This is a genomic window from Pleomorphomonas sp. NRK KF1 (assembly GCF_023721755.1).
In the GTDB taxonomy this organism is placed as follows: domain Bacteria; phylum Pseudomonadota; class Alphaproteobacteria; order Rhizobiales; family Pleomorphomonadaceae; genus Pleomorphomonas.
In genome coordinates this window covers 272,491-298,346 of record NZ_JAMDLH010000006.1, presented here as the reverse complement: position 1 = coordinate 298,346, position 25,856 = coordinate 272,491, and the positions used below count along the sequence as shown (strand labels likewise).

The 25,856-nt window shown below is 62.9% G+C and carries 23 protein-coding genes and 1 riboswitch; of the genes, 5 read left to right on the top strand and 18 right to left on the bottom strand.

What is annotated here, in order from left to right; all coding sequences use genetic code 11:
- Positions 1 to 159 precede the first annotated feature (159 nt).
- Positions 160 to 768: a TetR/AcrR family transcriptional regulator gene (locus tag M4J39_RS16645; RefSeq protein ID WP_251729525.1), complete on the bottom strand. Its 609-nt coding sequence runs from the start codon at positions 766 to 768 to the stop codon at positions 160 to 162.
- Between the two features lie 196 nt (positions 769 to 964).
- Here M4J39_RS16645 and M4J39_RS16640 point away from each other — a divergent pair, with 196 nt between their 5' ends.
- Positions 965 to 2,305: a nucleotide sugar dehydrogenase gene (locus M4J39_RS16640; RefSeq protein ID WP_251729524.1), complete on the top strand. Its 1,341-nt coding sequence runs from the start codon at positions 965 to 967 to the stop codon at positions 2,303 to 2,305.
- Positions 2,305 to 3,312: an NAD-dependent epimerase gene (locus tag M4J39_RS16635; RefSeq protein WP_251729523.1), complete on the top strand. Its 1,008-nt coding sequence runs from the start codon at positions 2,305 to 2,307 to the stop codon at positions 3,310 to 3,312. Before M4J39_RS16640 ends, M4J39_RS16635 begins: the two co-directional genes overlap by 1 nt.
- Positions 3,313 to 3,389: 77 nt before the next feature.
- Here the strand turns inward: M4J39_RS16635 and M4J39_RS16630 are convergent, their stop codons facing one another.
- The 4 genes from M4J39_RS16630 to menC all read right to left on the bottom strand — a co-directional run bounded on the left by M4J39_RS16630 (position 3,390) and on the right by menC (position 8,227).
- A complete protein-coding gene (locus M4J39_RS16630) occupies positions 3,390 to 4,820 on the bottom strand; it encodes a mannose-1-phosphate guanylyltransferase/mannose-6-phosphate isomerase (protein ID WP_251729565.1) in 1,431 nt (476 codons plus the stop codon).
- Positions 4,821 to 4,829: 9 nt separating this feature from the next.
- The gene (locus tag M4J39_RS16625; RefSeq protein ID WP_251729522.1) at positions 4,830 to 6,236 is read right to left on the bottom strand and encodes a phosphomannomutase; all 1,407 of its coding nucleotides are present in this window, start codon (positions 6,234 to 6,236) and stop codon (positions 4,830 to 4,832) included.
- 126 nt (positions 6,237 to 6,362) lie between these two features.
- Entirely contained in the window at positions 6,363 to 7,112 is a 750-nt protein-coding gene (locus M4J39_RS16620) for a GNAT family N-acetyltransferase (protein ID WP_251729521.1), read from the bottom strand.
- Positions 7,109 to 8,227, bottom strand: a complete 1,119-nt coding sequence (menC, locus tag M4J39_RS16615) for an o-succinylbenzoate synthase (protein WP_251729520.1) — start codon at positions 8,225 to 8,227, stop codon at positions 7,109 to 7,111. Before menC ends, M4J39_RS16620 begins: the two co-directional genes overlap by 4 nt.
- A gap of 115 nt (positions 8,228 to 8,342) precedes the next feature.
- Here menC and M4J39_RS16610 point away from each other — a divergent pair, with 115 nt between their 5' ends.
- Positions 8,343 to 9,308 carry a MurR/RpiR family transcriptional regulator gene (locus tag M4J39_RS16610; protein WP_251729519.1) on the top strand — a complete coding sequence of 322 codons (966 nt, stop codon included), beginning with the start codon at positions 8,343 to 8,345 and terminating at the stop codon, positions 9,306 to 9,308.
- A 24-nt stretch (positions 9,309 to 9,332) separates the two neighbouring features.
- On the opposite strand, the gene M4J39_RS16605 is transcribed toward M4J39_RS16610, so the two are convergent.
- From M4J39_RS16605 to M4J39_RS16595, 3 genes are read right to left on the bottom strand one after another with little or no spacing between them, the layout of a single operon-like run.
- Positions 9,333 to 9,959: an anaerobic ribonucleoside-triphosphate reductase activating protein gene (locus tag M4J39_RS16605; protein WP_251729518.1), complete on the bottom strand. Its 627-nt coding sequence runs from the start codon at positions 9,957 to 9,959 to the stop codon at positions 9,333 to 9,335.
- Entirely contained in the window at positions 9,946 to 10,143 is a 198-nt protein-coding gene (gene nrdD, locus M4J39_RS16600) for an anaerobic ribonucleoside-triphosphate reductase (protein WP_251729517.1), read from the bottom strand. Before nrdD ends, M4J39_RS16605 begins: the two co-directional genes overlap by 14 nt.
- A 22-nt stretch (positions 10,144 to 10,165) precedes the next feature.
- Entirely contained in the window at positions 10,166 to 12,184 is a 2,019-nt protein-coding gene (locus M4J39_RS16595; RefSeq protein ID WP_251729516.1) for a ribonucleoside triphosphate reductase, read from the bottom strand.
- A gap of 113 nt (positions 12,185 to 12,297) precedes the next feature.
- A riboswitch (cobalamin riboswitch) is annotated at positions 12,298 to 12,497 on the bottom strand.
- A gap of 263 nt (positions 12,498 to 12,760) precedes the next feature.
- On the opposite strand from M4J39_RS16595, the gene dps reads away from it, so the two are divergent.
- Positions 12,761 to 13,258 (top strand): DNA starvation/stationary phase protection protein Dps, encoded by a 498-nt coding sequence (gene dps, locus M4J39_RS16590; RefSeq protein WP_371875472.1) that lies wholly within the window; start codon positions 12,761 to 12,763, stop codon positions 13,256 to 13,258.
- Between the two features lie 143 nt (positions 13,259 to 13,401).
- On the opposite strand, the gene M4J39_RS16585 is transcribed toward dps, so the two are convergent.
- The 10 genes from M4J39_RS16585 to M4J39_RS16540 form a co-directional block, all read right to left on the bottom strand.
- A complete protein-coding gene (locus M4J39_RS16585) occupies positions 13,402 to 13,545 on the bottom strand; it encodes a hypothetical protein (protein ID WP_251729514.1) in 144 nt (47 codons plus the stop codon).
- 156 nt (positions 13,546 to 13,701) lie between these two features.
- Complete coding sequence (locus M4J39_RS16580; RefSeq protein ID WP_251729513.1) at positions 13,702 to 14,472, bottom strand: fumarylacetoacetate hydrolase family protein; 771 nt, start codon at positions 14,470 to 14,472, stop codon at positions 13,702 to 13,704.
- 141 nt (positions 14,473 to 14,613) lie between these two features.
- Entirely contained in the window at positions 14,614 to 15,345 is a 732-nt protein-coding gene (locus M4J39_RS16575) for an FCD domain-containing protein (protein WP_251729512.1), read from the bottom strand.
- Positions 15,346 to 15,432: 87 nt separating this feature from the next.
- Positions 15,433 to 16,686, bottom strand: a complete 1,254-nt coding sequence (locus tag M4J39_RS16570; RefSeq protein WP_251729511.1) for a four-carbon acid sugar kinase family protein — start codon at positions 16,684 to 16,686, stop codon at positions 15,433 to 15,435.
- A gap of 44 nt (positions 16,687 to 16,730) precedes the next feature.
- Positions 16,731 to 17,804: an exo-alpha-sialidase gene (locus tag M4J39_RS16565; RefSeq protein WP_251729510.1), complete on the bottom strand. Its 1,074-nt coding sequence runs from the start codon at positions 17,802 to 17,804 to the stop codon at positions 16,731 to 16,733.
- Between the two features lie 168 nt (positions 17,805 to 17,972).
- Positions 17,973 to 18,983 carry an ABC transporter ATP-binding protein gene (locus tag M4J39_RS16560; RefSeq protein WP_251729509.1) on the bottom strand — a complete coding sequence of 337 codons (1,011 nt, stop codon included), beginning with the start codon at positions 18,981 to 18,983 and terminating at the stop codon, positions 17,973 to 17,975.
- Complete coding sequence (locus tag M4J39_RS16555) at positions 18,980 to 19,981, bottom strand: oligopeptide/dipeptide ABC transporter ATP-binding protein (RefSeq protein ID WP_251729508.1); 1,002 nt, start codon at positions 19,979 to 19,981, stop codon at positions 18,980 to 18,982. Before M4J39_RS16555 ends, M4J39_RS16560 begins: the two co-directional genes overlap by 4 nt.
- A gap of 32 nt (positions 19,982 to 20,013) precedes the next feature.
- Entirely contained in the window at positions 20,014 to 20,970 is a 957-nt protein-coding gene (locus M4J39_RS16550; RefSeq protein ID WP_251729507.1) for an ABC transporter permease, read from the bottom strand.
- The gene (locus tag M4J39_RS16545) at positions 20,967 to 21,923 is read right to left on the bottom strand and encodes an ABC transporter permease (protein WP_251729506.1); all 957 of its coding nucleotides are present in this window, start codon (positions 21,921 to 21,923) and stop codon (positions 20,967 to 20,969) included. Before M4J39_RS16545 ends, M4J39_RS16550 begins: the two co-directional genes overlap by 4 nt.
- A 191-nt stretch (positions 21,924 to 22,114) precedes the next feature.
- Entirely contained in the window at positions 22,115 to 23,749 is a 1,635-nt protein-coding gene (locus M4J39_RS16540) for an ABC transporter substrate-binding protein (protein WP_371875468.1), read from the bottom strand.
- 214 nt (positions 23,750 to 23,963) lie between these two features.
- On the opposite strand from M4J39_RS16540, the gene M4J39_RS16535 reads away from it, so the two are divergent.
- Complete coding sequence (locus M4J39_RS16535; protein WP_251729504.1) at positions 23,964 to 25,853, top strand: sigma 54-interacting transcriptional regulator; 1,890 nt, start codon at positions 23,964 to 23,966, stop codon at positions 25,851 to 25,853.
- Positions 25,854 to 25,856: the final 3 nt, after the last annotated feature.

Sequence of the window (25,856 nt, the reverse complement as noted above, 5' to 3'; positions counted from 1 at the left end):
TCGTGATTGCATGCGGAATCGGAGAAGACGTTCGCCAGACCCCAAAGTCAATCCGCGAGCAAGGCCAGAACGACAATGTGAACAATCCAAAGTGCCCGACTTTACCCGCCGGCTGTAGCGAACCGGCAAAAAGTACCATATTCGGCAGATTGTCACTTTTCAAGCGCGATGGCTGAGCCCCCGGATCACGAAATCGATCAGGTGATCACACTTTCTCGTCATCTCCTCGATCGTGAAAATGCTGCGACCGCGCAGCACGGCGGCCGGATCGAGAATGGTGATCAGACAATCGCAAACGGCGGCAGCGGTGACAGGACCATCGCAAGGCGCAAACTCGCCGGCGGCGACGCCCTCGTCGATCAATTTCTCCAGCCGTTGCAGCAAACGATGGAAGAAAGCGAGTGCGCTCGGAGGCGGAACGGAATCGAACCCGATCATGATGGCGAGACGCGCCGGCATCTCGCCGCGAGCCAGATGGGTCTCAAGGATGAGATGCGCCATAACTCGGAGCCTCCGCGACGCCGACGGTATGTCGGCCGTGGTCTCGATGGCGGCATCTATTTCCATAACCCAGCGGAGCGCCACCGCATCGATCAGTCCCGCCTTGTTGCCGAAATTCTTGAAGACGTTGGCCGGCGACATGCCAAGCGCCTTGGCGATCGATCCGATCGTCACGGCGGCATAGCCGACCGCCTGCAGTTGGCGCTCCGCCTCGTTGAGAATTTCCGTGCGCGTATCGGCGCTCTTATGCCAGGACCGTCTTGCCATAAGCGTTGTCTACAGCTTTCGGTGCGCATCGACCATCGGCGTTTAGTCAAGCCACACAGCGACAGAGCGACATTGCCCAAAGCCACTCGACAATGACGGTCCGTCGTGAAATGACGGCGCCGAAGTAGAGTAGAAACCGAGCCACTTCGGCGCCGAACTGAAGGCCAGACGACGCGCCGTTTCAGGAGAGCTTGCCGTGAAGATCGTGATGATTGGTTCTGGCTACGTCGGCCTTGTATCGGGAACGTGCTTTGCCGATTTCGGCCATGACGTGGTCTGCATGGACAAGGCGGTGGAGAAGATCGAGGCGCTGGAGCGTGGCGAGATCCCCATCTACGAGCCGGGGCTGGATGCACTGGTCGCCGCCAACGTCAAGGCGGGCCGGCTGACCTTCTCGACCGATCTCGCCGGCCCGGTGGCCGAGGCCGACGTGGTGTTCATCGCCGTCGGCACGCCGTCCAGGCGCGGCGACGGCCATGCCGATCTCTCCTATGTCTATGCAGCGGCCCGCGAGATCGCCGCGGCGGTCAAGGGCTTCACGGTGGTGGTCACCAAATCGACCGTGCCGGTCGGTACCGGTGACGAGGTCGAGCGCATCATTCGCGAGACCAACCCGGCCGCTGACGTCGCCGTCGTCTCCAACCCCGAATTCCTGCGCGAAGGCGCCGCCATCGACGACTTCAAGCGGCCAGACCGCATCGTCATCGGCTACGAGGACGAGCGGGCCAAGGAAGTGATGACCGAGGTCTACCGGCCGCTCTATCTCAACCAGGCGCCGCTGCTGTTCACCAAGCGCCGCACCTCAGAACTGATCAAGTATGCCGGCAACGCGTTTCTCGCCATGAAGATCACCTTCATCAACGAGATCGCCGATCTCTGCGAGAAGGTGGGCGCCGACGTGCAGCAGGTGGCGCGCGGCATCGGCCTCGACGGTCGCATCGGAGCGAAGTTCCTGCATGCCGGTCCCGGCTATGGTGGCTCCTGCTTCCCCAAGGATACGCTGGCGCTGGTCAAGACCGCCCAGGATTATGACAGCCCGATCCGTCTCATCGAGACCACCGTGGCGGTGAACGACACGCGCAAGCGGGCCATGGCGCGCAAGGTAGTCCAGGCGGTGGGTGGCGACGTGCGCGGCAAGACGGTGGCCGTGCTCGGCCTGACCTTCAAGCCGATGACCGACGACATGCGCGACAGCCCGGCCATCTCCATCATCCAGGCCTTGCAGGATGCCGGTGCCAAGGTGCGCGGCTTCGATCCCGAGGGCATGGACAACGCCAGGAAGCTGATCGACGGCATCGCCTATGTCGGCAGCGCCTACGAAGCGGCCGAGGGGGCGGATGCGCTCTGCATCGTCACCGAGTGGAACGAGTTCCGCGCCCTCGACTTCCCCCGCCTCAAGGGGCTGATGAAGGCGCCGGTGCTGGTCGACCTCAGGAACATCTATCGCCCCGAAGAGATCGAGAAGCACGGCTTCAGCTACGTGAGCGTAGGACGAGGCGCCGGGCTTGCCGACGCCGCAGCCAAGGCGGCCGAATAATGCGCTTCCTGATCACCGGCACCGCCGGCTTCATCGGCTTCCACCTTGCCAAGCGCCTGCTCGACGCCGGTCACTTCGTCACCGGCTTCGACGGCATGACCCAGTATTACGACGTCCGCCTCAAGGAAGCGCGGCATGCCCTCCTGGAGCGGTCGAACGGCTTCCGTGCGGTGATCGGCCAACTTGAGGATGCCGTTGCGCTGCAGCAGGCGGCCGAGCTCGCCGAGCCCGAGGTGATCATCCATCTCGCCGCCCAGGCCGGCGTCCGCTACAGCCTCGAGAACCCCAAGGCTTATGTCGACGCCAACCTCACCGGCAGCTGGAACGTGCTGGAACTCGCCAGGCAATGCGAGGTCAAGCACCTGATGCTCGCCTCGACGTCGTCGGTCTATGGGGCCAACGACAAGGTCCCCTTCGCCGAGAGCGACAAGACCGACGAGCCGCTGACGCTCTATGCGGCAACCAAGAAGGCGATGGAGGCGATGGCGCACTCCTACGCCCACCTCTGGAAGATCCCGACCACCGCCTTCCGCTTCTTCACCGTATACGGCCCCTGGGGGCGGCCGGACATGGCGCTGTTCAAGTTCGTCGACGCCATCGAGAAGGGTGAGGCGATCGACGTCTACGGCGAAGGCAAGATGCGGCGCGACTTCACCTATGTCGAAGATCTCGTCGAGGCGATCATCCGCCTGGTGCCGGTTGCCCCGAGCGAGGACAACCGCGTCACGGCTGAGGGCATCATCGACACACTATCCCGCCAGGCGTCATTCCGCATCGTCAACATCGGCGGCGGCCAGCCGGTCGGCCTTCTCGACTTCATCGCCGCCATCGAACAGGCGCTCGGCAAGCCGGCCGTCCGCAACCTGCTGCCCATGCAGAAGGGCGATGTGCCGCAGACCTACGCTGCGCCGGATCTTCTGAAAGCCCTCACCGGCTACGTGCCGCAGACCGACGTGCCGACCGGCGTCAAGAGCTTCGTCGAATGGTACAGGATCTGGAAGGGCTGAAAAGACAACGGGCAAGCGAACCGAAACGTGTCCGCTTGCCCGTGATCTGAAACACACCTGGTCGCCAATCGGCTTTTTCAGCCTCTTCGATAGATGTCCTCGAGGCGCTCGATATCGTCCTCACCGAGATAGGCGCCGGACTGCACTTCGATCAGCTCCAGCGGGATCTTGCCCCGGTTGGAGAGGCGATGTTTGGCACCGAGCGGCACGTAGGCCGACTGGTTGATGGTGAGAAGGCGGGGCTCTTCTCCTTGGATCTCGATGGTCGCCGTACCGTTGACCACCACCCAATGCTCGGCCCGGTGCTGATGCCGCTGCAGCGACAACACACCGCCGGGATCGACCACGATGTGCTTCACCGCAAAACGCGGCCCCGCCACCAGCGCTTCGATATAGCCCCAGGGACGGTAGTCGCGACGATGCAGCGTCGCCTCGTTGCGTCCGCCTTCCTTCAGCGCATCGACCAATCCCTTGACGGCCTGCGCCTGCTCGCGCGGCGCCACCATCACCGCGTCGGGCGTGGCCACGACGAGCAGACCTTCGGCGCCGACTACGGTCGTCAGAATGCCTTGGCTATGAACGAGGCAGTCGCGCGAGGCCAGGATCACGCCGTCCCCATGGACCGCATTGCCCTCCCCGTCGTGCTCGCTCACCTGCCAGATGGCATCCCAGGCGCCAACATCCGACCAGCGGAAGCGCCCCTTGACCACGGCGATCTCATCGGTCTTCTCGATCACCGCATAGTCGATGGACGTCTTGCGTGCGGTCGAGAACGCTTCGGGATCGAGACGAACGAAGCCGATATCCTCGGAAGCCTTGTCGACGGCTTCAGAAGCGGCGGCACCGATGTCCGGCGCATACTTGCCGAACTCGGCCAGCATCTGGCTCGCCTTGAACAGGAAGTTGCCAGAGTTCCAGAGGTAGCCCTGCCGGAGATAGTCGAGCGCCGTCTCCGCGTTCGGCTTTTCGACGAAGGCATCGACGAGGCAAAGGTCGTCGTTGTCATCGAGCGCCTTGCCCGGGCGAATATAGCCGTAGGCGGTCTTCGGTTCGGTCGGAACGAGGCCGAACACCACGATCTTGCCGCCCTCCGCCGCCTTGAGACCCAGTCGGACCGCGTCGCGAAACACGTCGTCGTCGAGCACCACATGGTCGGCGGCAAGCGCCAGCACCGCGCTGCCCGGGCGAGTTTTCTCGACATAGGCGGCAGCTGCTGCGACGGCGGCCGCGCTATCGCGGCGCGCCGGTTCCAGTACCACCGTGGCGTTGACGCCGACGTCGGCCGCCTGCCGACGGGCGAAGAAGCGAAACGCGTCCGAAGTGATCACCACCGGATCATCGAACAGCGTGGGATCGGCAACGCGCCTCAGCGTTTCCTGATAGGTCGAGAGGTCGCCGGTCAGCGGCTGGAACTGCTTGGGGAAAGCGTCGCGCGATGCCGGCCACAGGCGGGTACCGGAACCGCCGGCCAGGATGACAGGAACGACCTTGGGGGATCCTTGCGACATCATGGCCTCTCAGGCTGCGAAATGACGATTGAGGGCGGCCAACATGTCGCCGAGCAGGGCATCTGTCGCCTCGACGCTGTCGGTCTCGACGTAGCAGCGCAGCTCCGGCGCATTACCCGACTGACGGAAATGGACGATATCCCCGTTCTGAAGGACAAAGCGGAGGCCATCGGTGTGATCCACCGCCACCGGCGCGGCGAGACGAGGATCGAGTGCAACGCGTGCCTCGCGCGAAGCGTCGAGCGCGGAAATAAGCTTTGCCCCGTCGGCCGGCGCGATCTTCTTCAGCCGGTCAGCCTTCATGACGCGCGGCGGCAAGTCGGCCACCAGCGCCGACAAAGGCCTCTTCGCTTCGGCGGCGGCGACCAGAGCTGCGACCATCGGCAAAATGGCATCGCGCGTCGGCAGGCGCGAAAGCGAGCCGCCGGACAGCGCGATATCGCTTTCCGTCAGGAAACCACCATTGGCCTCGAAGCCGACCACCGGCGCTGCCGTCGCGGCGGCCATGCCGGCCACCACATAGGGCGAGCCAATGCGGGTGCGAACCACCGTGTCGAACCAGCCGGTCATCTCGATGGCCGATGTCGAGGAGATCGGCGTCACCACCGTCTTTGCACCGAGCCGGCGGGCGGTGAGAATGCCGAGCACGTCGCCGTTCACCTGCCGACCGGCCTCGTCGATCACGAGCGGCCGGTCGCCATCGCCGTCGGTGGACACCACGGCATCAAGTCGATGGGCAGCGATCTGGTCCTTGGCACGCGCGAGATCGGCCGGATCAAGCGCCTCGGTATCCACGGCAATGAAGTGGTCGGAACGACGATACGAGAAGACCTCTGCGCCGAGGCCTTCGACAATGCGGGCCGTCAGGTCGCGGCCGACGGCGGAATGAAGATCGAGACCAATCCGCAAGCCCTTGAGCGGCTGGCCAGAAAACGCGTCGATGTAGCGCGAGACATAAGCCTCGGCGATAGCCGGATCGACCGGTGGCAAATCGCCCGTACCCGCCGAAAGCCCCTCCCCAAGCAGAACCTCCGCCCGATTGCGCACAGGCGCCTCGTCCTCTTTCAGGAACTCGCCGTCGGGGCGATAGAACTTGATGCCGTTGTAGTCTTCGGGAATGTGGCTGCCGGTGACCATCACCGCCGGGGACTGGCGTGCCAGGGCGTAGGCTGCCAGCGCGGGGGTCGGCACGTTGCCGGCATAAACGGGTGTCCGGCCGGCGGCGGAGATGGCTGCCGCGGCAAATCCTGCGATCTCCGGGCTCGACGCCCTCAGATCAGCGCCGAGGTAAACCGTTCGCGACGACAAGCCGGAGCAAATGACTTCCAAAAAGGCGCGGACGTAAGCAGCTGTCGTGGGGCCGGTGAAATCGATGGCGGGGCCTCGGAGGCCCGACGTTCCAAAACTGACGGACATGGCTTCTCACAATCTGGAGGACGACAATCAGGGAAGTTGTTGGAATCTATCGAAAGAAAGAAAAAACCGCGTACAGGATCTATGTAGTCTAGCGGATCGCCGTAGGCAATGCTCGCTCGTTTCCTCTCACGCCGCCCCATCGGTGGGTGAACGTACCAGGAGATAGGCCGGTTCCCTCGTGTCAACGCCGACGATGACGAGGCCAGCTGAAAAAGCCGCCTCGATCTCCTCCCGTACCCGAAGGCGCTCGGCGCCTGCCGTACCGGGATCGGTCTTGAGCAAGCCCGCGAAGTCCGCAGGCAGAATGATGCGGTGAGCGGCGGCGGCCTCGGCTGCCGTCAGCATGGAGGCCCCGGCCCGGCAGCGCGCGTAACGCTCGCCATCGAGACGCCAGTCGGCAAGAAGACGATCGGATGCGGTGCCGGCGTTGATGCCCCCCATCTCGCCATAGTAGTCGCGATGGTAGATGGCGGCCGTGGCTCCGAGGCGGCCGATGTTGAGCGCGGCGTTGGGAAGGCGCAGGGGATCGTAGGTCCACCGCACGTGCCGAATGCCGCGCCGAAGGCACCAGTCGGCCTGATAGAGCTTCAGCTTCAGTCCAAGTCCGAGCCCGCGCGCCTCCGCGCGCACGGCAAGGCGGTGCGAATGCTGAACGCCGGGCGTGGCCGTTGGAAAGGCGAAAACGTAGCCGATCAGGCGATCCCCGAGAAAGGCGCCAGCGGCAAGTCCGCCCTCCGCCTGGATCACCATCATCAGGTCGCCGGGATCGGTCTTGTCGTCCGGACCCCAGACGTCGCGTTGCAGCTCCTCGGCAGCAAGGAACTCGGTCATGCCCTGGAGATCGCGAATGACCGGCTGCGTGTCACCGACGCTCATGCCGAAAAGCTCCGAACCGACCGGGTGACATCGTCCAGAACGTCGCGATCGAGGTGAACGCCGATGCCCGGCCCCTCCGGCACCGGCATGCGACCGTCCTTGGTCTCCAGTTTCTCGACGATGATGTCGCGATGGAAGTACCGGCTCGCCGACGACGTGTCGCCGGGCTTTCTGAAGTTCGGCAGCGTCGAGAGATGGATGTTGTGCGCGCGCCCGATGCCCGATTCCAGCATGCCGCCACACCAGACGGGGACATCGAAAGCGGCGGCGATGTCGTGGATACGGATCGCCTCCGCGATGCCGCCGACGCGACCGACCTTGATGTTGATGACGCGGGTGGCATCGGCCTGAAGCGCCCGCCGGGCATGGCCGGCGCTCCGGATGCTCTCGTCAAGGCAGAGGGGTGTCCTGAGCCGGCCTTGAAGCGTCGCGTGATCGGCGATGTCGTCGTGGGCGAGCGGTTGTTCGATATACTCGAGCCGGAAATCGTCGAGCCGGCCGAGAACGGCCCAGTCGGAAAGACGATAGGCACTGTTGGCATCGACCGACAGCCTGATGTTCGGAAAGGCTTGCCGCACAGCCTCCAGAAGCTCGATGTCGTGACCCGGCATGATCTTCAGCTTGATGCGCTTGTAACCCTGCGCCACATGGCTTTCGACGCGCGCCAGCGTGCCATCCACCGGGCCGATGCCGAGCGAAACGCCAACGTCGACCGCATCGCCCGAACCGCCGATCAGGGTCTTGAGGGGAAGGCCGAGCCACTTGGCCCACAGGTCCCAGAAAGCCATTTCGACAGTGGCAAGCGCCATGCGGTTGCCGCGCCAGGGCGAGAGCAGCCTCTCGACGGCCGCCGGACTTTCAAACGGTCGCCCTACCATCGACGGCAGGACGGTCTCACCGATCAGATCCATGGCGCCGGCGATCGTCTCCTCGAGAAAATCGGGTAGAGGGTCCATGACGCCTTCGGCATAGCCCTCAAGCCCGCCGGCGAACAGCGTCACCAATGGAAAGACGCGCTCCGTCATGGTCCCGGTCGAAATGGTGAAGGGATTGATCAGCGGCAGCCGGACGAGTCTCAACTCGGCGCGCTCGATCGGCGGGAGGGAACGGGTCATGGCAGGACCTCCGAGAATGCCCCGGGACCCTAGGCCTCTGCAAGTTTCTTTGCAAGATTGACAGTTCGCAATTTCCCTGTCAGCGTCACTCATCTCGGAAACGGAGGAGTCTGGCGTGAAGGAACAAGGCGACGCAAGGGAACCGGCGGAGCTGGGCGCCGACCTTCGGCGCCGCATCGAGGAGAGTCTTGCCGCCGCCACACGGACGGAAGCAGCCATTGCCAGCTTCTTCCTGAGCGATCTCGCAAGCCTGCCCTTCGAGACCGCCGGCTCGGTTGCCCGACGCATCGGAGTTTCCGAAGCTTCGGTCGGCCGTTACTGTCGCGCCATCGGCTTTCGCCATTTCAAGGATCTCAAGGCGTCGCTTCGAGGCGATCTCGGCGATCGCGCCTTTCTGATCGGCGATCGGCTACGAGATTTCGCCAAACGCAACCGAAGCGGAGAAAGCCGAGCTCTCGAAAGAGAGATCGCAGCGATCGTCGCCAACCACGAGTTGGCGGCAACACCCGCCTTTCAGGCCACAGCCACACGACTCGCGCACTCGAAGAAGGTCTTCGTCGCCGGTTTCCAGACCGAACGCGGCCATGCCGCCTATCTTGCTCACGGCCTTTCCTATCTCAGGCCGGGCGTGCATCTGATGGACGCCGCCGACGGTACCTTCGCCGAACTTCTGCTCGATACCCCTTCGGAAGCGGCTTTGGTCATCATCGACGGCCGCCGCTACTCTCGCCTCGCACGCCATCTCGGAATCGCGGCCCGCGCCGCCGGCACGCACGTAACGCTGATCACAGATCCCTATTGCACCTGGGGGCGTGAGGCCGCCGATGAAATGTTCGTCGTCCGCACCGACTTCGACCAGTTCTGGGACGCCACGTCGGCCATGGCGAGCCTGATCGGTCTTCTCTTCAATGCGGTGTTTGCCGAGCTGGGACCCGGGGTGGAAGCGCGCCTGAACGCGGTATCCGCCCTTTATGGCGACTTCATCGGGCACACCGCGACCAATGGGCGCAGCTCCGGCCGCCCGGTGAAGCGGCCGGCAACGCACCGCCCGCGCCGCAAGATCGACATCGCCAGGAAATAGCCTCGCGAAGAGAAGGCAGACGAGTCAACCGGCCAGCAGTTCGGCATCGCGGCACCCCTCGGCCCGAAACGGTTGCCGCCGCGTTGGGCCAAGACCGACGGAAGCGAGCTCTCCGTCAAGACGAGCGAGATCATCGTCTTTCAGCAACGATGCATGCACCGTCGTACGAACATCGACGGCAACTCCGCTCTCGACGAGCGCAAGGAGACTTGCCTTCGCGCGCTCGCCGCTCCCCGCCACGCCGGTGATCCTGTCATAATCGGAGAATGGCGCCTTGACGTCGAAGCCGACCCAGTCGACGAGCGGCAGCACACGGACGAGCCGCCCGGGATAGGGACCGGCGGTGTGCAAACCGACCTGAAAACCCAGTGCCCTCACGGCAGCGGCAGCCTCCGGCAGAGCCCTCTGCAAGGTCGGCTCGCCGCCAGAGAACACCACACCGTCGAGAAGGCCGCGCCGCTTGTCGAGCAATGCCAAGATCGTCCCGAAATCCGGCCCGGCACCAGGGCCGGGCGGGATCAGGTCGGTGTTGTGGCAATAGCGGCAGGCGAAGGGGCACCCTTGGCAGAATACCGTGGCAACCAGTTCGCCCGGCCAATCGCAGGTGGACAGCGGCGCAAAGCCGCCCACCGCGAGGTCAGCGGGCAACATCGCCTTGGCTCTTCGCCTCGGTGAAGGAGGTACGCTCGGCGAACTCGGATCTCTTGCCCTTGTTGAAGGACGAGACGGGGCGGTGATAGCCCATGACCCGCGTCCAGATCTCGCAAGGCTGGCGCTCGTCATCGGTGAGCTGGATGGAGACGGCGGTATCGACGGTGGAAAGCGGCTTGTTCATGTCGGATCTCCTTCGGTGGGGGTCATTCGGCTGCGGCACGCTTGGCGGCCAGCCGTTCGGCATCGCAGATCGGACAGAACTCATGCTCGCCGGCGATGTAGCCATGCTTGGGGCAGATCGAGAACGTCGGCGTCACGGTGATGTAGGGCAGCCGAAAGTTTTCGAGCGATCGCCGGATCAGCTTCTTGCAAGCCTCCGCCGACGAAATGCGCTCCCCCATGTAGAGGTGGAGCACCGTTCCGCCGGTGTAGCGTGTCTGGAGCGGTTCCTGCCGACGGAGCGCCTCGAAGGCGTCATCGGTAAAGCCGACGGGCAGCTGGCTGGAGTTGGTGTAATAGGGCGCATCCGGCGTACCGGCCTGCAAAATGCGGGGAAAGCGCTTCTTGTCCTCCCGGGCGAAGCGATAGGTCGTCCCCTCGGCCGGCGTTGCTTCGAGATTGTAGAGATGCCCTGTCTCTTCCTGAAAAGCGACCATCTTCGCCCGCACGTGATCGAGCAGGCGGATGGCAAAGGCTTCGCCCCACTCCGTCGTGATGTCCTCCGCATCACCGGTGAAGTTGCGGACCATCTCGTTGACGCCATTGAGGCCGAGCGTCGAGAAATGATTGCGCAGCGTGCCGAGATAGCGCCTGGTATAGGGGAAGAGCCCTTCGTCCATCAGTCGCTCGATCGTCTTGCGCTTGATCTCGAGGCTGGTGCGCCCGATGGCCAGGAGCTCGTCGAGCCGATCGAACAATCCGGCCTCATCACCCTTGTGAAGATAACCGAGCCGGGCGCAGTTCACCGTGACCACGCCGACCGACCCCGTCTGCTCGGCCGAGCCGAACAATCCGTTGCCGCGCTTCAACAGCTCCCGGAGATCGAGCTGCAACCGGCAGCACATGGAACGCACCATGTTCGGCGTCAGTTCGGAATTAAGGAAGTTCTGGAAGTAGGGCAGCCCGTATTTGGCCGTCATCTCGAAGAGACGCGCCGCATTCTCGCTGTCCCACGGAAAGTCCTTGGTGATGTTGTAGGTGGGGATCGGGAAAGTGAACACCCTGCCCTTGGCGTCGCCCGCCGTCATCACCTCCATGTAGGCGCGATTGATGACGTCCATCTCCGCCTGGAGATCGCCGTACCGGAAATCCATTTCGACCCCACCGACGACCGGCACCTGTTCCTTCAGATCATCCGGACACACCCAGTCGAAGGTGAGGTTGGTGAAGGGCGTTTGCGTCCCCCAGCGCGAGGGAACGTTGAGATTGTAGATCAGCTCCTGGATCGATTGCCGGACATCCTCGTAGGAAAGCCGGTCCTTGCGGACGAAGGGAGCCATGTAGGTATCGAAGGACGAGAACGCCTGGGCGCCGGCCCACTCGTTTTGCAGCGTGCCGAGAAAGTTGACGATCTGGCCGACGGCGCTCGAAAGATGCTTGGGCGGTCCGGCCTCCACCTTGCCCGGCACGCCATTGAGGCCCTCGGTCAGCAGAGTGCGGAGGGACCAGCCGGCGCAATAGCCCGACAGCATGTCGAGGTCGTGAATATGGATGTCGCCGTTGCGATGCGCCTGCCCCACCTCCGGCGGATAGACGTGACTGAGCCAGTAGTTGGCCGTTACCTTGCCGGAAACGTTGAGAATGAGGCCGCCGAGCGAATAGCCCTGATTGGCGTTGGCATTGACCCGCCAGTCGGCTCGTTCGAGATACTCGTCGATCGAAGCGACCACATCGACGACAGTGTTGGCGTCGCGCCGCAGACGCGCCCTCTGCTCCCGATAGACGATATAGGCGCGCGCCGTGGCGAAGTGGTTCGCGGAAATCAGAACCTGCTCGACGACGTCCTGAATCTCCTCGATCGACGGGACGCGTCCGGCAAAGCGATGGGCAAGCACCTTGACCGCCTGCAACGCCAGAAGCTCCGCCTCGCCGCCGGAAAACTCGCCAGAGGCGGCACCGGCGCGTTCCATGGCGGAACGGATCTTGCCGGCATCGAACGGGACCAGCGCCCCCGAACGCTTGAGGACGTGTTGAGGCGGTTTGACTGGACTGATTTCCGACATCGCTCTTCTGCACCCGGTATGGAGGCAGGGAACGAAAGGGAACGCTATCGACAGGGACGAAGCGCGCTCCGGCCATGCATCGACGACGATCCACCGGTGCACCCCGCCCGAGGAAACTTCTCATAGGCCGGGGCAGGTCTCCTGGCTCGCGGGTCTTGGCGGCCGATCCGTCTTCCCAGTGCGTCGCACCAGTGACATTCCTGGATCGTCCACTTCCCGCCTACAGTTGCGGGGGCAGCGCCGGCATTGCACCGGCTTCCCTCTTAGCTCCAGATATTGTGGCATCTGGAGAACCTCGGCTCAATTGATGGTATTGACCGGGAACTGAGTCGGGTCAATCCAGCGAGCTTGGACATCGTATTCTTCCGTAGGAAGCTCCAACATCATCTGGGGAGGGCCGTCTTCGAACCACCAGCAGATCCGGCCCTTCCTCCGTAAGAATGCGGAGAGAGGAACCCTCCCAGCCCGCGTGAGTTTCGCACCGGTAACCCCATCCGAGCGTCTCGCCCTGTGAGATCAGGCAGCTGACGGCACAGGTCAGCCCTTCACAAGGCAACCCGCTCGGCCGGTCAGGACATTCGCGAGCGAAGGAGAGTGAAAATGAAGACCCACAATACGCTGAAGTCGAACGCCAAGAAGGTTTCGATCGAGGTCCTCGGCGCACTGCTCGCCGACAGCATCGATCTGGCGCTGCTGACCAAGCAGGCGCACTGGAACCTGAAAGGGCCGCGCTTCATCGCCATTCATGAGATGCTCGATGGGTTCCGGACCGAAATCGACGGCAACATCGATACCGTGGCCGAGCGCATCGTTCAGTTGGGCGGGATTGCCAACGGTACGCTGCAGGGCGTCGCGACCGCAAGCCGCCTTCCCGCCTATCCGGCGGACATCACTGCCGAGGATGAGCACCTCAAGGCGCTGACCGAACGCTACGCCAAGGCAGCAACGGCGGTCCGCGACGGCATCGACCAGACCGACGAAGCAGGGGACGCCGACACCGCCGACATCCTGACCGGCTATTCGCGTGCGCTCGACAAGGCGCTGTGGTTCCTCGAGGCGCACCTGCAGAACTGATCGGTTCCGCCGCACGAAGGTAGCCCCGCGCCTCGGCAAGGGGCTACCCCCAACCAAGCGACGGCTTGCCAAAAAAGGCAAAGCGCCCGACATCCAAAGGACCGGGCGCTCGGCGCAAGCAGTTCGGCTATCGTCCGTACCGATCAGAGACCGGAGACCCGGCTACCGCCGGTGCGGACATATTGACGCTCACGGAACTCGGAACCGAAACCGCGCACATAGGTGGTGTCCCGCTCGACGGCGCGAGACTCGCGGAACGTCCTGTTGAGGGGAGCCTGGGCGAACATCTCGGTTTTCCTTTCGTTGCGCCGAACAACCTCGTTCGACGCCCTCCATATAGGCGTTCGCCCACATATACGAAAGTCGAATTCGCTGAAGGCCGCCCAAAGAAAATCTAAAGGCGGCATTAGCTTATCCTTTACCTTTCCGGAACGCCCCGGCGCTCAGCTTTCCAACGTGAACCGAATAGGCTCGAAGCCTTCGATCGTCGCCACCGCCGTCTCGCCCGATACGATGGCGTGGCCGCCACCAAAGGCACCGGTCGTCACCACACTTCCCGCCAGAAGCGGCCGACCGGAAGCCGCCAGCGTGTTGGCAAGCCAGGTCAGCGGATGGGATGGCACGCCGGAGGGATGGCCGCCCCGTTGGTCGACGACAACGCGCCCTCCAACTTCCAGCCGAACGGCCACGTCGGCGTGGACGAGGCGCCGCCAATCGGCGACGGGCGAGCTCTTCACGAGGCCCCAGTTGCCCATGAAGTCGGCGCGCGCCAGAAGTGGCGACGGAAGCGGATCGTCTGCGAGGCGGCTTTCCAGAATTTCGAACGCGGCAAAGGCTCCGGTGATCGCCTCGGCCACGTCTTCGGCCGTATAGGCCGCCCCGCCCGGTTTGCCGGGCAGATCGCGTCCGAACTCAAAGGCAATCTCGGCTTCGACCTTGAGCGAAGAGGTCGAGTAGGCCACCTTGGCAGGTGCCGTGAAGATCCGTTCAGCAAGAACGACGCCCCAGCTACCGGGAGCATCACCCACCTGAAGCACCTTGTAGCCGCCAACCGCACCGAGCTTCGCGGCGACTGCGAGTTGCGCCGCGTCGGCTGCCGCCGCATCCGTCGGGGCAAATTTTCCGATCGCGTCACCAGTGAGCTTCTCACCCTTGAGGCGTGCGGCGATCAGCAGGTCGGCAAGACCGGCGGCGGACTCCATTTTCTCAGACACTCGAAAAACTCCCAACTTCGGCCCGACGGCCACGTCTCTACGGCGAACGATACCTGCTCGCCGCTATGTCTTCTGCCCCGACCTGTCAACTCGTCCGAGAGTGCTTCGCGCATCGACAACGCCACGGAAGAGGCCTTGTCGTCATCCCCTGGCCGAATGACGCGACATGCGAAGATCGAGCAGCCCACCGCCGAACAGGCGGTCACGCGAGTGCTCGAGATGGGCTCGCATCAGCTCGCAAGCCCTTTCCCCGTCGCCGGTCGATATCGCGTCAAACAGACCGTTGTGCTCGGCCAACGTTTCTTCAAGCCCCCCGCCGGTCATCAGCGACATGCCGTGGAGGCGCATGCCGACATTGATGTGTTCCCTCAGAGCTCGGAATGTCGCCTCGAAGTATTGATTGTTGGACGCCTGGGCGATCGCCAGGTGAAAGGCAAAGTCCGCATCCTCGCGATGCTGGTGGGAGCCGGTCGCCGCCCGCATCAGATCGAGCGCCTCGGCAATGCCCGCGAGCGCCGTCTCGTCACGCCGCACGGCGGCAAGCGCGGCCGCCTGGGTTTCGATCGTCAACCGGAACTCGTAACAGCGCTGAATGTCGGCCAGCGTCTCGACGGGAGAAAAGCCGACCGGGGTCGACACGGGCCCACGCACGTAGCTGCCGGCCCCCTGTCGCGACTGGATCAGCCCCTCCTCGCGCAGCCTTTCGAGAGCCGATCGGAGCACGGGGCGGGACACGCCGAACTCCTGGGACAGCACCGCCTCCGGCGGCAGCTTCTGGTTTACCTGGTATTCGCCGTTGGAGATTCGACCAAGCAGGGAGTGATAGACGCTGTCCGACAGCGTCGTCCGGCGCCTTGTGTTCTGGTTCGTCACGATCTCTGGCCTCGGATAGGAACGGCAAGAAAGGGCCAGGAAACAACTAATCCCAATTTGTAAACTTGTGCAAGCAGCGGTCGCCCGTCACGCTCCGATGCATCGGGCGTCGATCTCGGTCAGCAGGCTTTCATCTCCGAAGCCGCCGGCTTTGGAAATGAACCACTCTATGTCGCCGTTTGGCCGGTTGCAGGCACCGACGACGATACCCGGCATGATTTCGTCGATGAGATCGACCGATTCGATGCCGAGCGCTTCGGCAACCGCCATCGACGTGCTGCCACCGGTCGAGACGATCGTCCGGCACGATACGAGATCGCAGATGCTGGCGGTGGCATAGCCGAGCTTTTCGGCGACCCGCTCGCCATCCTCGCGGGAAATCTTGCCCGATCGCTCGCCATTCACCACCCGGAGAAGAATGTTCGGCTGGCTCCCGTCGGGTTCGCTGAGCCGCGCCTCGCAAGCGCTTCGAATGTCGGCCGGCGGTGCATCCGAGCGGATGTCGATGGTCCGGAACAGACCGCTCTTGTCGGCATGGGTCGCCTGGCGACGCGATACCTCCGTCAGGCTGCCGACCACGGAAACGATCGGCCGATGGAGCGCTACCCTGCGCGCCGCCACCGCCAACCCCTCCGGTGCGCTGAGGCGCGCAAGCGCCTCGGCGAAGCCTCCTGCCCCAACGGGCAGCAGGTCACCTGATTTGAGTTGCTGCGCCAAGGCCGCCAGATGGCCATCCTCGACGGCGTCGGCAACGATCAGCCTGACGCCACGGTCCAGCATGGACGCTATCGTCCGCCGAAGTGTCGCCTCACCCGCTTCGATGTCCTTTAGCCCGATGAATCCGATCGGCAGATCGGTCTGCAGGCGGAGCAGGTCGGCAACGTTCGAGCTCGAAAGAGGATGGAAAGGATCGCGCCCGATCTCGCTCAGGTGCAGCGGTACGCCGTCAAGATAGATCACGCCGTCAGCACAGGTCCGGCCGGTTTTCGGCATGGCGGTGCAGATGAGGGCGGCGGCAAGCCCGGTTCCCAACAGCACGGCTTCCACCTCGCTGCCCGGATTGCCGCGCATGGTCGAGTCTATCTTCTTGAAAATGCGTTCGTATCCGACAGCCCGGCACCGCCGGACCATGTCGAGAACCACGTTTCCCGCCTCCGCGGGATTGAGGAAGCGCGTCTCGCTGGTCAGGGCGATGTCGGTATTATCCAGACACCTCCGATCAATCGCGTCAGCATGCAGCAATAGTTCGATCTTGCGACCGAAACGGGCGAAATGAATACCTGCATCTCCAGCCCCGGTATAGTCGTCTGCAATAATCGCGATCTTTTCATTTTGCATCATGACGAGCTCCCGCTCGGATTCGGCTTGAGTTCGAGCAACAACGACTAGGTTAAAAGCGTCTCATGCTTGATGTAGTCACGCAGATACGAGTAGCTGACCTGCACCAACCCATCCGATGTCTGGATGATCGAGGGATAGGAGTAATCACCGACAAAGGCGCCTCGCTCGTCATGGACCGAACGCAGGGCGGCATCGGCCTCCAGGACCAACTCCTTGCGCCATGTGAGCCCAAGGTCGGTCGAAGTGGAGAGAACGAGTGGATTGCGTGGAACGCCCCAGATGGCGCCGTTCTCGATCGTTCCGCAGGCCGAAAGGAACGCCTCCCGGTCCTTGATCCAGGGGGGAACGGCGCTCTCGCCAGGGCGTCCGGCGGCGGCGATCTCGTTGTAGACGATGGCAAGCCGCCCGTCGTCGAGCTCGCGGGCCTGTATCGACGAGTTGTTGTTGGGCAGTGTCGTCGGCTGCGGCGCCGACCAACTGAGCCCGCCATCTTCCGACACGCAGCGGAAGATGAAATCGGACTGGCGCCGCCGGAAGAAAGCCACCCGGCAGTTCTCAAGAATGTCCATGTGGACGCAGCCCCGGCTGTCGGGCACCTCGACCGCATCCCAACTGCGCCCGCCGTCGGCCGAAACCTGAACAAGGCTGTAATCATCGCCGAACGCATTGTGCATGTCGCTGTGCCAGATCGGCAGAAGCAACAAGCCGGCCGGATTGACGACCGGCGCATGGCGAATGAACGTGCCGGGCCGCCCGATGAGGTCGACGGTCTCGCTCCAGATTCGCCCTTCGTCGGCCGACCTGCGGAGGCGAACGACGGCCGTGCCCTGGTCGGCCTTCTCCTGAGCCGTGTAGAGAAGCCAGAGCTCGCCCGAGGGATGCCGAAACAGCGCCGGATTCTGCTCCGAGCGCATCGCATCGTCGGACATCCTGACGGGGTCGAGCCAAGTATCACGGCCGTGGTCATAGCGCGCCATGTAGATGCTGATGTCGGAGGAGCCCTCCATGGAGCCGCCGAACCAGGCGCACAGGAGATCGCCGTTGCCAAGTTCAAGGAGATTGGAGGCATGATTGCTCACGCAGGGCGTCGGAATTGTCCGCTCTTGAAGCACTTTCATTGGCGCGTTTCCGTTCTTTTGCTCGCCGCTCGTTGTCCGGCGGTCTCCTCACAGCCGGTCGCCGGGCGCATCGCGGGTTGCCTTAACGAAGACAAACCCTCCCTTTCCCGATCGCCACTGGCTTGGCGACCGGGGCAATGCGTGCGTTCCGACATGTTCGTGATCGGACTAGGCGGTCTCTTTCTCGATTTCGGCCAAGCGGAGACAGGCGACCCGGTGCCCGCCTCCCTGGTCGGTGAGTTCTGGGATCGACTGGGAGCAGATCTCAGTCGCGTAGGCACAACGGGGATGGAACCGACAGCCGGAGGGAGGATCGATGGCGTTCGACACGTCACCCTGCAGGATGATGCGCTTGCGCGTTCGCTCCAGATCCGGATCGGCCTCGGGGACAGCCGACAGCAACGCCTTGGTGTAGGGATGCATCGGATGTCCGAACAGATCGTCCTTGCTGGCGATTTCCATGATCTTGCCGAGATACATCACGGCGACGCGGTCGGAGATATGGCGGACCACGGCGAGATCATGAGCGATGAACAGGTAAGTCAGGTTGTACTTTTCCTGTATGTCCATGAGCAGATTGATGATCTGCGCCTGGATCGACACGTCGAGCGCCGAGATCGGTTCGTCGCAAACGATGAACTCGGGATCGCTGGCCAACGCCCGGGCGATGCAGATGCGCTGCCTCTGGCCGCCCGAGAACTCGTGCGGATAGCGGTTGGCGACGTTGGGGTTGAGACCGACGTCGCGGATCAGTTGTGCGACGCGATGCTGGATGTCCTTTTCGGGACAGATCTTGTGCACGCGCATCGGTTCGGCCAGAGCTTCGCCGATGGTCATGCGGGGATTGAGCGTCGAATAGGGATCCTGGAAAACGATCTGGACCCGCTTGCGCATGGCCCGGAGTTCCTTGGCCGGCAGTCGGGCGATATCGACGCCGTCGAACTTCACGCTGCCGGACGTCGCCTTGTGAAGCTGTAGCAGCGCGAAACCGGTGGTCGACTTGCCACAGCCCGATTCACCCACGAGGCCAAGGGTTTCACCCTGGTAGATCTCGAAGCTGACCCCGTCGATGGCATGAACCACAGCCGACTGATTGCCGAAGGCGCCGATCTTGATGGGGAAATGCTTGACGAGGTTCTCCACCACGACAAGCGGCTTCTGGTTTGCATGCATGGTCATTGCTCCACCCCCCTGCCGCGCATGTCGACCCAGCAGGCGACGCGATGAGGCCTGTCTCCGCTCGATCCCGGCACGGCGGCCAGCGCGGGCACTTCGGTCTGGCAACGATCGATCTTGTGTTCGCACCGGGGTGCAAACGGGCATCCGGTGGGTACGGTGAAGAGGTTAGGCGGCGCGCCCGGAATGGACGGCAGACGACTGCCGGCCTCGGTCTTGAGGCTCGGGATCGATTTCAGCAGACCGATCGTGTAGGGGTGCAGCGGCGAGTTGTAGATGTCGTCGAGCACCGCCTCCTCGACCACGTAGCCGCCGTACATGACCATGATCCGATCGACCATGCCGGCCAGAAGGCTGAGGTCATGGGTGATCCAGATGATGGACATGTTGAGCTTTTCGCGCAGGTCCTTCACCAGTTCGACGATCTGCGCCTGGATGGTCACGTCGAGCGCCGTGGTCGGCTCGTCGGCGATGACCAGCGACGGCTCGTTGAGCAGGGCCATGGCGATCATCACGCGCTGGCGCATGCCGCCAGACAACTGGTGCGGATACTCGGTCAACCGATGCTCGGCGTTGGAAATGCCGACCATCTTCAGATACTTGGCGGCCTGCTTCAGCGCCTCGGCCTTCGTTATCTTCTTGTGATAGACGATGCCTTCGACGAGCTGGTCGCCGATCTTCATGAACGGATTGAGCGAGGTCATCGGATCCTGGAAGATCATGCCGACCTTCGATCCGCGGATGGAGTTGACCCGGCTCACGCTGGCGTGGGTGATATCCTCGCCATCGATGCGCACTTCGCCTTCGGTGATCTGCGCCGCCGGCGGCAGCAGACGGATCAGGCTCATCATGGACACGCTCTTTCCGCAGCCCGATTCGCCGACCACGCCCAGCATCTCGCCCTTGTCGAGGCTGAACGAAACGCCGTTGACGGCATGAAGATAGCCGTTCCTGACCTTGAAGCGCGTGTGCAGGTTGTTGACTTCCAGAAGCTTGGTCACGACGCCCTCCCTTTCTTCTTGCTGTCGCGGGCTCATTTCCACTGCCGCGGATTGAGAGCGTCGTTCAGGCCGTCGCCAAGGAAGCTGAACGCGATGGTGACGATCGCCAGCACCGCCGCCGGCGCGGCGAGAACGTGCGGATAGAGCTGCCAGATGCGCAGGCCGTCGCTGATCATGTTGCCCCAGCTGGGGATCGGCGGACGGACACCGACGCCAAGGAAGCTGAAGGACGACTCCAGCACCATGGCCTCGCCCAGAGCGGCGCTGATGTAGACGATGATCGGCCCGATCGCGTTGGGGATGACGTAGCGACGAACGATCTTCGACGTCGGCACGCCGAGCGCCTCCGCCGCCAGCACGTAGTTCTTGTTGCGGATCGACAGGATCTGGCCGCGGATGATGCGCGCGGCCTTCGGCCACTTGATCAACGCCAGCGATCCGAACACCAGCACGAAGTCGACCCAGATGGTGTTGCGATAGAACTCGTTGCCGGTTGCTAGGAACTGAGCATCCATCCAGTTCACCAGCGGCGGCTTCAGCGACACGTTGATCACGATGACCAGGAGCAGTGACGGAATCGACATGGTGATGTCGATCAGCCACACCACGAAGGCGTCGACCTTGCCGCCGAAATAGCCGCCGAGCGCGCCCATGAAGAGGCCGATGACCAGGCTGAAGGACACCGTCGAAAACCCGACGATCACCGCCGTCCGCGACCCGTAGATGACGCGGCTCATGATGTCACGCCCGAGGTCGTCGGTGCCGAACCAGTGCTGCCATGAAGGGGCCTGGTTGCGCGCCATCAGATCCTGACTCAGGAAGTCGTAAGGCGTGAGATACGGTCCGAAGATGGCGACGAAGAACAGGAAGGCGACCAGGACCATGCCGACGATGGCCAGACGGTTGGCGATCAGGCGGATGAAGGCGTCCTTGGCCAGGCTGAACTGTTTTTCTTCCTGCTGCAGAGGGATAGCTTGGTCCGTCATCATTCATCCTCCGTCTTTTTCGCGGCGGCGCGGGGGTCGAGCAGCGGGTAGGAAATGTCCACGAGAAGGTTCGAGGCCATGACGACGATCGAGAAGATCAGGACGATCGCCAGGATGACGGGATAGTCCGACGACTTGATCGCCGTTTCCGTCATGCGACCGAGGCCCGGCAGGCCGAACACCTTCTCGATGAGAATCGAGTTGTTGAGCGTGGCGATCACCAGAAGGCCGATCTGGCTGACCACCGGGGTCAGAACGGGCCGCATGATGTGGCGCATCACCACCTGATAGTTGGGAATGCCCTTGGCGCGGGCGGTGCGCACGTAATCCTCGCTGAGCACCTCCAGCACGCCGGCGCGCGCCTGGCGGATGATCAGCGCCATCGGGTTGAGACCGAGCACCAGAAGCGGCACGATCACCTTGACGTCGAACAGGCCTGCCCAGCCGTAGGGAACGTTGAGGTTCAGCACCAGAACCATGAACACGATGATCAGCGGGCCGGCGACGAACACCGGAATGCCCCAGATGATCAGCGCGAAGCCGACGATGAGGTTGTCGAGCCACTTGTTCTGGTTGAGGGCGGCGATCACGCCGAGCAGGATCCCGACCAGAGACACGATCAGGATCGCCGCGAGACCGATCTTGAGCGTCACCGGCAGCGCCGCGGCGACCATCGAGTTGACGGAGCGGCCAGATACCAGGGAGTTGCCGAAGTTTCCCTGGGCGACATTCAGGATATAATCCCAGAACTGCACCAGGAATGGCCGGTTGAGACCGGCCGCCTCGCGGATCGCTTCGACGCGCGCCGGATCGTAGGCGACGTCGCCCGGAGCCTGCAGGAAGATGAGCTTGATCGGGTCGCCGGCACCGAAATAGACCAGTGCATAGACGAGCAGGAGAAGGATGAAGACAGATGGTATCCACCTGACAAGTCTACTGATTACGTAGCGCCCCATGGGACATTCCTCCGGCAATATCCGGAGCATCCGCCGACCGGACCAGAAGTCCGGCCGCCAAGCGAATGCACCAGTGTCTTTTTCTTGAGTGGCCGCTTTGCGGTCAGGCCGATCGAGACCGATCAGCACGCCTTCCGGACGTCGTGGGGCGGGCGAGGAGTCGCCCTGCCCGCCCCTTTTCGAGTTGGCCTTTACGGCCGGTTCTCTTCGTCGATGGTGACGTTCCAAGGCTCGATGACCTGCCAGTCATCGTTCTTGTCGAAGTTCTGCACCCAGGGCATCGCCCACTTCGACATCACGTCATAGTAGTAGGGGATGTACATCCAGTCTTCGCGGAAGACGCGCTGCGCCTTCTGGGCGAAACCGATGCGGTCCGGGTCTTCGACGCCCTTGGCGGATGCCTCCTCGAGGAGCTTGTCGACTTCCTCGTTCTTGTAGCCGCCCATCTTGTTCATGGCATTGCCTGAGCCCGAGTGGATGGACCCCATCAGATAGGAGACCGCGTCCGGCACGCGCGTGCCGACGTCGTCGCGGAACACCTGGACACTCTTCTGGTCGGGCCCCGAATAGGTCTCGATGGCCGGCTTCATCTCGGTGCCCTGGATGCCCAGGATCTTGCGCCACTGTTCGGCGATATACTGGGCAGCCGCTTCATGCGTCGGCGTCGAAATGCCGACGAACATGATCTTCGGCAGATGGCCGGCATCCTTGTACTTGGATGCGGCGAGCGCTGCCTTGGCCGCTTCCGGATCGAACGGGTACTTGGGGAAATCCGGGTCGACGCCGGGCACCTTGTTGAGGATCTGCGTGGCAGCGGTAAACGGCCCCTCAGGGAAGGCCGCGATGGCCAGTTCCTGGGAGTTGACCGACATGGTCAGCGCCTTGCGGACGTTGATATCGTCCATCGGCGGCTTGGAAAGATCGAACCAGAACTGCTGGCCCTTGGCGAGCGCCGGGCCGCCGAGGAAGTCGGCACCAAGGTCCTGAATGATGGTGGGGGTGATCAGCTCGGTGGCGGCGTCCATCTCGCCGCGCTTCAGCATCAGCGTGGCGGTAATCGGATCGGACACCGTGGTGATCACCACCTTATCGAGCTTCGGCTTCGGCCCGAAGAAGTTCGGGTTGGGAACCATCGTCACGATGCCCTGGTCGAGGTCCATGCTCTCGGGCATGAACGGGCCGGACACGACGACGCCGTTCTCGGGCCGCCACCAGTCACCCTTCTCGGCGCCATTCTCGTCGACGGCCTGCGACACCTTCACCGGGGGAATGAGCGCGGTGGCGATCTTCTGGTCGAAGATCGGATCCGGCGTCGACAGTTTCACGCTGATGGTACCGTCGGCGGCAATGGACAGACCGGTCATGTCCTTGGCCTTGCCGACGATCACGTCGTTGAAGCCTTCGACGTCCCCGAGGAACAGGTTGACGCGGGCATGCTTGGTGGCCGGACGGGCACAAAGATTCCAAGTTCCGACGACATCCTCGGCCGTGATCTTGGATCCATCCGAGAAGACGGCCTTCGGGTCGATGGTCAGCGTCCAGTTCTGGAAGCTATCGTCATGGGTGGCGCTCGACAGCACGTAGGACGTCAGCTTGCCATCCTTGTCGAAGTACATCGGCGCGGCCCACCACAGCGATTGCCAGCGCGCAACATGTCCACCGCCCTGCAAGGGCGACCAGCTCTGCTCAAGCGCGGGATGGGCGATGTTCAACACCTGATCGGCCCAGGCAGGAAGACCCGTGGTCGACAGCGTCGCCGCCGCGAGGCCGATCATGAGGTATTTTCGCAAGTTCTTCATGGATGTCTCCTCTCCAGATTTCATCATCCCTGCTCGGCGCTTCTCCTCTCGCCTCGCCCCCTCGAAACGCAAGCACCATGCCAAATCGTCTAGTAAGTTGAATCTTCTCATTTTTCTATTGGATCAAGGTGGCAGCCGGTGGACAATTGATGCGAATTGCCGGCGTGACTGATGCACTACGCAACGGTGGCATCTTGTCTTTCCTCGATAGGCACCTCATCCTCCCAACCGGGAGGACACCATGGCCATTGCATTCATTGCGCCGCACGAGCGCATCAGCATCGCCGCCCAGAGTATCGTCGACGCATCCGGCTATCCGGCGAAGGTTTACTTGGGAGATCTGCAGCAGGGCGTCAGAGCGGCGCGGCAAGCCCTCGCCGAGGGCGCCAAGATCTTCATAAGTCGCGGCGGCACCGCGCGCCTCATTCGCCAGGAACTCGGCGTCGAAGTCATTGAGGTCGAGGCGTCGGTGCAGCGCACCCTCGCCTATGTCTACCAGGAGACCACGGAGACGACGAAGATCGCCGTGGCCGGTTTCGAACCGCTCATCAACCTCGTCGCACCGGTATGCGATGTGCTCGGACGCACCTATCGCTCCTTCGAACTGAAGGAGAAGTCGTCCTTCCAGGCGCAGATGGATCGGATCGGCGAATGGGATCCGGATGTCGTGATCGGGGACGCCATCGCATATCACTGGGCCCAGGCGCGAGGGCTGGACGCCTATCTGATCGAGTCCAGCCTGGAGACGTTGCTCGACGCTTTCGAGCGCGCCATGCTGGTCTACAACAACCTCTGCCGCTACATCCTTGCCGAGGAGAAGCTCGCCACCGTTCTCAATTGCTCAAGGGAAGGCGCCATCCTGATCAATCGGGAAGGCATCATCGAGGAAATCAACCGCCAGGGCTGCGATATCCTGTCCCAGCCGCGCGACGAACTGATCGGCACCCTGCTGTCGGACTATTTCGACAGCGCCGAACTCAACAGGGCCTTTCGTAAGAACCAGACCGCCCGCAACATGCTGGTCAACTATCGGGACGAGAAACTGGCGCTCGACCACATCACGGTCTCGGCCGACAATGTCACGGGGGGCGCCTCGGTCATCCTGTTCCAGCCGGTCCAGAAAATTCAGGATGCCGGCAACGTCATCCGCAGGAAACTCGCCGACAGCGGCTTCTATGCCAAGTACACTTTCGACGACATCTTCTTTGCCAGCGAGAAGATGCGCCGACTGGTGGCGGTAGCAAAACAGTACAGTCAGACCGACAGCAACATCATGATCGTCGGGGAGACGGGCACCGGCAAGGAGCTGTTCGCGCAGTCCATCCACAACGCCGGCCCTCTTGCCAAGGGTCCCTTCGTGGCGGTGAACTGCGCGGCGCTGCCGGGTGCGCTGCTTGAAAGCGAGTTGTTCGGCTACGCCCCGGGCGCGTTCACCGGCGCGGCCCGCTCGGGCAAGATCGGTCTTTTCGAGCTCGCCCACGAGGGAACGCTGTTCCTCGACGAGCTGACCGAAATGGATTTCTTCCTGCAGTCCAAACTGCTCAGAGCGTTGCAGACACAGGAGATCATGCGCGTCGGCGGCAACAAGATCATCCCGATCAAGGTCCGCATCATCGCCACCACCAACAGAAAGCCGCTTGAGGAAATCCAGCAGGGGCGTCTGCGCGCCGACCTCTTCTATCGCCTCAACACTCTGGACCTGAAGATCCCGCCACTCAGGGAACGAGAGAACGACCCCGAACAGCTGTTCGCGCTGTTCCTCGGCAGGAAGTGCGAGCGTCGCGGCATTCCGGTGCCGACGATACCCGAGAAGATCCTGGCGACGTTGCGCCACTATTCGTGGCCGGGCAACGTCAGGGAGCTCGAGAATCTCGCCGAGAAATACACGACCTTGCACACCCTTTCGCCGTTCGACATGCCGTTAATGACGGAGTTTGCCGACATGGGCATGGCCGGAGGGGACGACAAGGATGAATCCGACGCGACGCTTGACGACTTCATCGCCGCCAAGGTCGCCAAGGTTTTCAGGACCGAGAACGGCAATGTCACCCGCACCGCTCAGCGGCTCGGCATCGATCGTAACACCGTCAAGCGTTGGCTGGACAAGGCCCAGGACAAGGAGCCTGCCTGAGAC

What these genes read in the sequence shown, in the direction of transcription:
- M4J39_RS16535 (WP_251729504.1), top strand. Translation starts at nt 23,964, where the DNA reads ATGGCCATTGCATTCATTGCGCCGCACGAGCGCATCAGCATCGCCGCC.
- M4J39_RS16565 (WP_251729510.1), bottom strand. Translation starts at nt 17,804, where the DNA reads ATGAAAGTGCTTCAAGAGCGGACAATTCCGACGCCCTGCGTGAGCAAT.
- M4J39_RS16630 (WP_251729565.1), bottom strand. Translation starts at nt 4,820, where the DNA reads ATGTCGCAAGGATCCCCCAAGGTCGTTCCTGTCATCCTGGCCGGCGGT.
- M4J39_RS16545 (WP_251729506.1), bottom strand. Translation starts at nt 21,923, where the DNA reads ATGGGGCGCTACGTAATCAGTAGACTTGTCAGGTGGATACCATCTGTC.
- M4J39_RS16550 (WP_251729507.1), bottom strand. Translation starts at nt 20,970, where the DNA reads ATGATGACGGACCAAGCTATCCCTCTGCAGCAGGAAGAAAAACAGTTC.
- M4J39_RS16570 (WP_251729511.1), bottom strand. Translation starts at nt 16,686, where the DNA reads ATGATGCAAAATGAAAAGATCGCGATTATTGCAGACGACTATACCGGG.
- menC (WP_251729520.1), bottom strand. Translation starts at nt 8,227, where the DNA reads ATGACCCGTTCCCTCCCGCCGATCGAGCGCGCCGAGTTGAGACTCGTC.
- M4J39_RS16585 (WP_251729514.1), bottom strand. Translation starts at nt 13,545, where the DNA reads ATGTTCGCCCAGGCTCCCCTCAACAGGACGTTCCGCGAGTCTCGCGCC.
- M4J39_RS16645 (WP_251729525.1), bottom strand. Translation starts at nt 768, where the DNA reads ATGGCAAGACGGTCCTGGCATAAGAGCGCCGATACGCGCACGGAAATT.
- M4J39_RS16605 (WP_251729518.1), bottom strand. Translation starts at nt 9,959, where the DNA reads ATGTTGCCCGCTGACCTCGCGGTGGGCGGCTTTGCGCCGCTGTCCACC.
- nrdD (WP_251729517.1), bottom strand. Translation starts at nt 10,143, where the DNA reads ATGAACAAGCCGCTTTCCACCGTCGATACCGCCGTCTCCATCCAGCTC.
- M4J39_RS16560 (WP_251729509.1), bottom strand. Translation starts at nt 18,983, where the DNA reads ATGACCATGCATGCAAACCAGAAGCCGCTTGTCGTGGTGGAGAACCTC.
- M4J39_RS16625 (WP_251729522.1), bottom strand. Translation starts at nt 6,236, where the DNA reads ATGTCCGTCAGTTTTGGAACGTCGGGCCTCCGAGGCCCCGCCATCGAT.
- M4J39_RS16620 (WP_251729521.1), bottom strand. Translation starts at nt 7,112, where the DNA reads ATGAGCGTCGGTGACACGCAGCCGGTCATTCGCGATCTCCAGGGCATG.
- M4J39_RS16540 (WP_371875468.1), bottom strand. Translation starts at nt 23,749, where the DNA reads ATGATGAAATCTGGAGAGGAGACATCCATGAAGAACTTGCGAAAATAC.
- M4J39_RS16595 (WP_251729516.1), bottom strand. Translation starts at nt 12,184, where the DNA reads ATGTCGGAAATCAGTCCAGTCAAACCGCCTCAACACGTCCTCAAGCGT.
- M4J39_RS16635 (WP_251729523.1), top strand. Translation starts at nt 2,305, where the DNA reads ATGCGCTTCCTGATCACCGGCACCGCCGGCTTCATCGGCTTCCACCTT.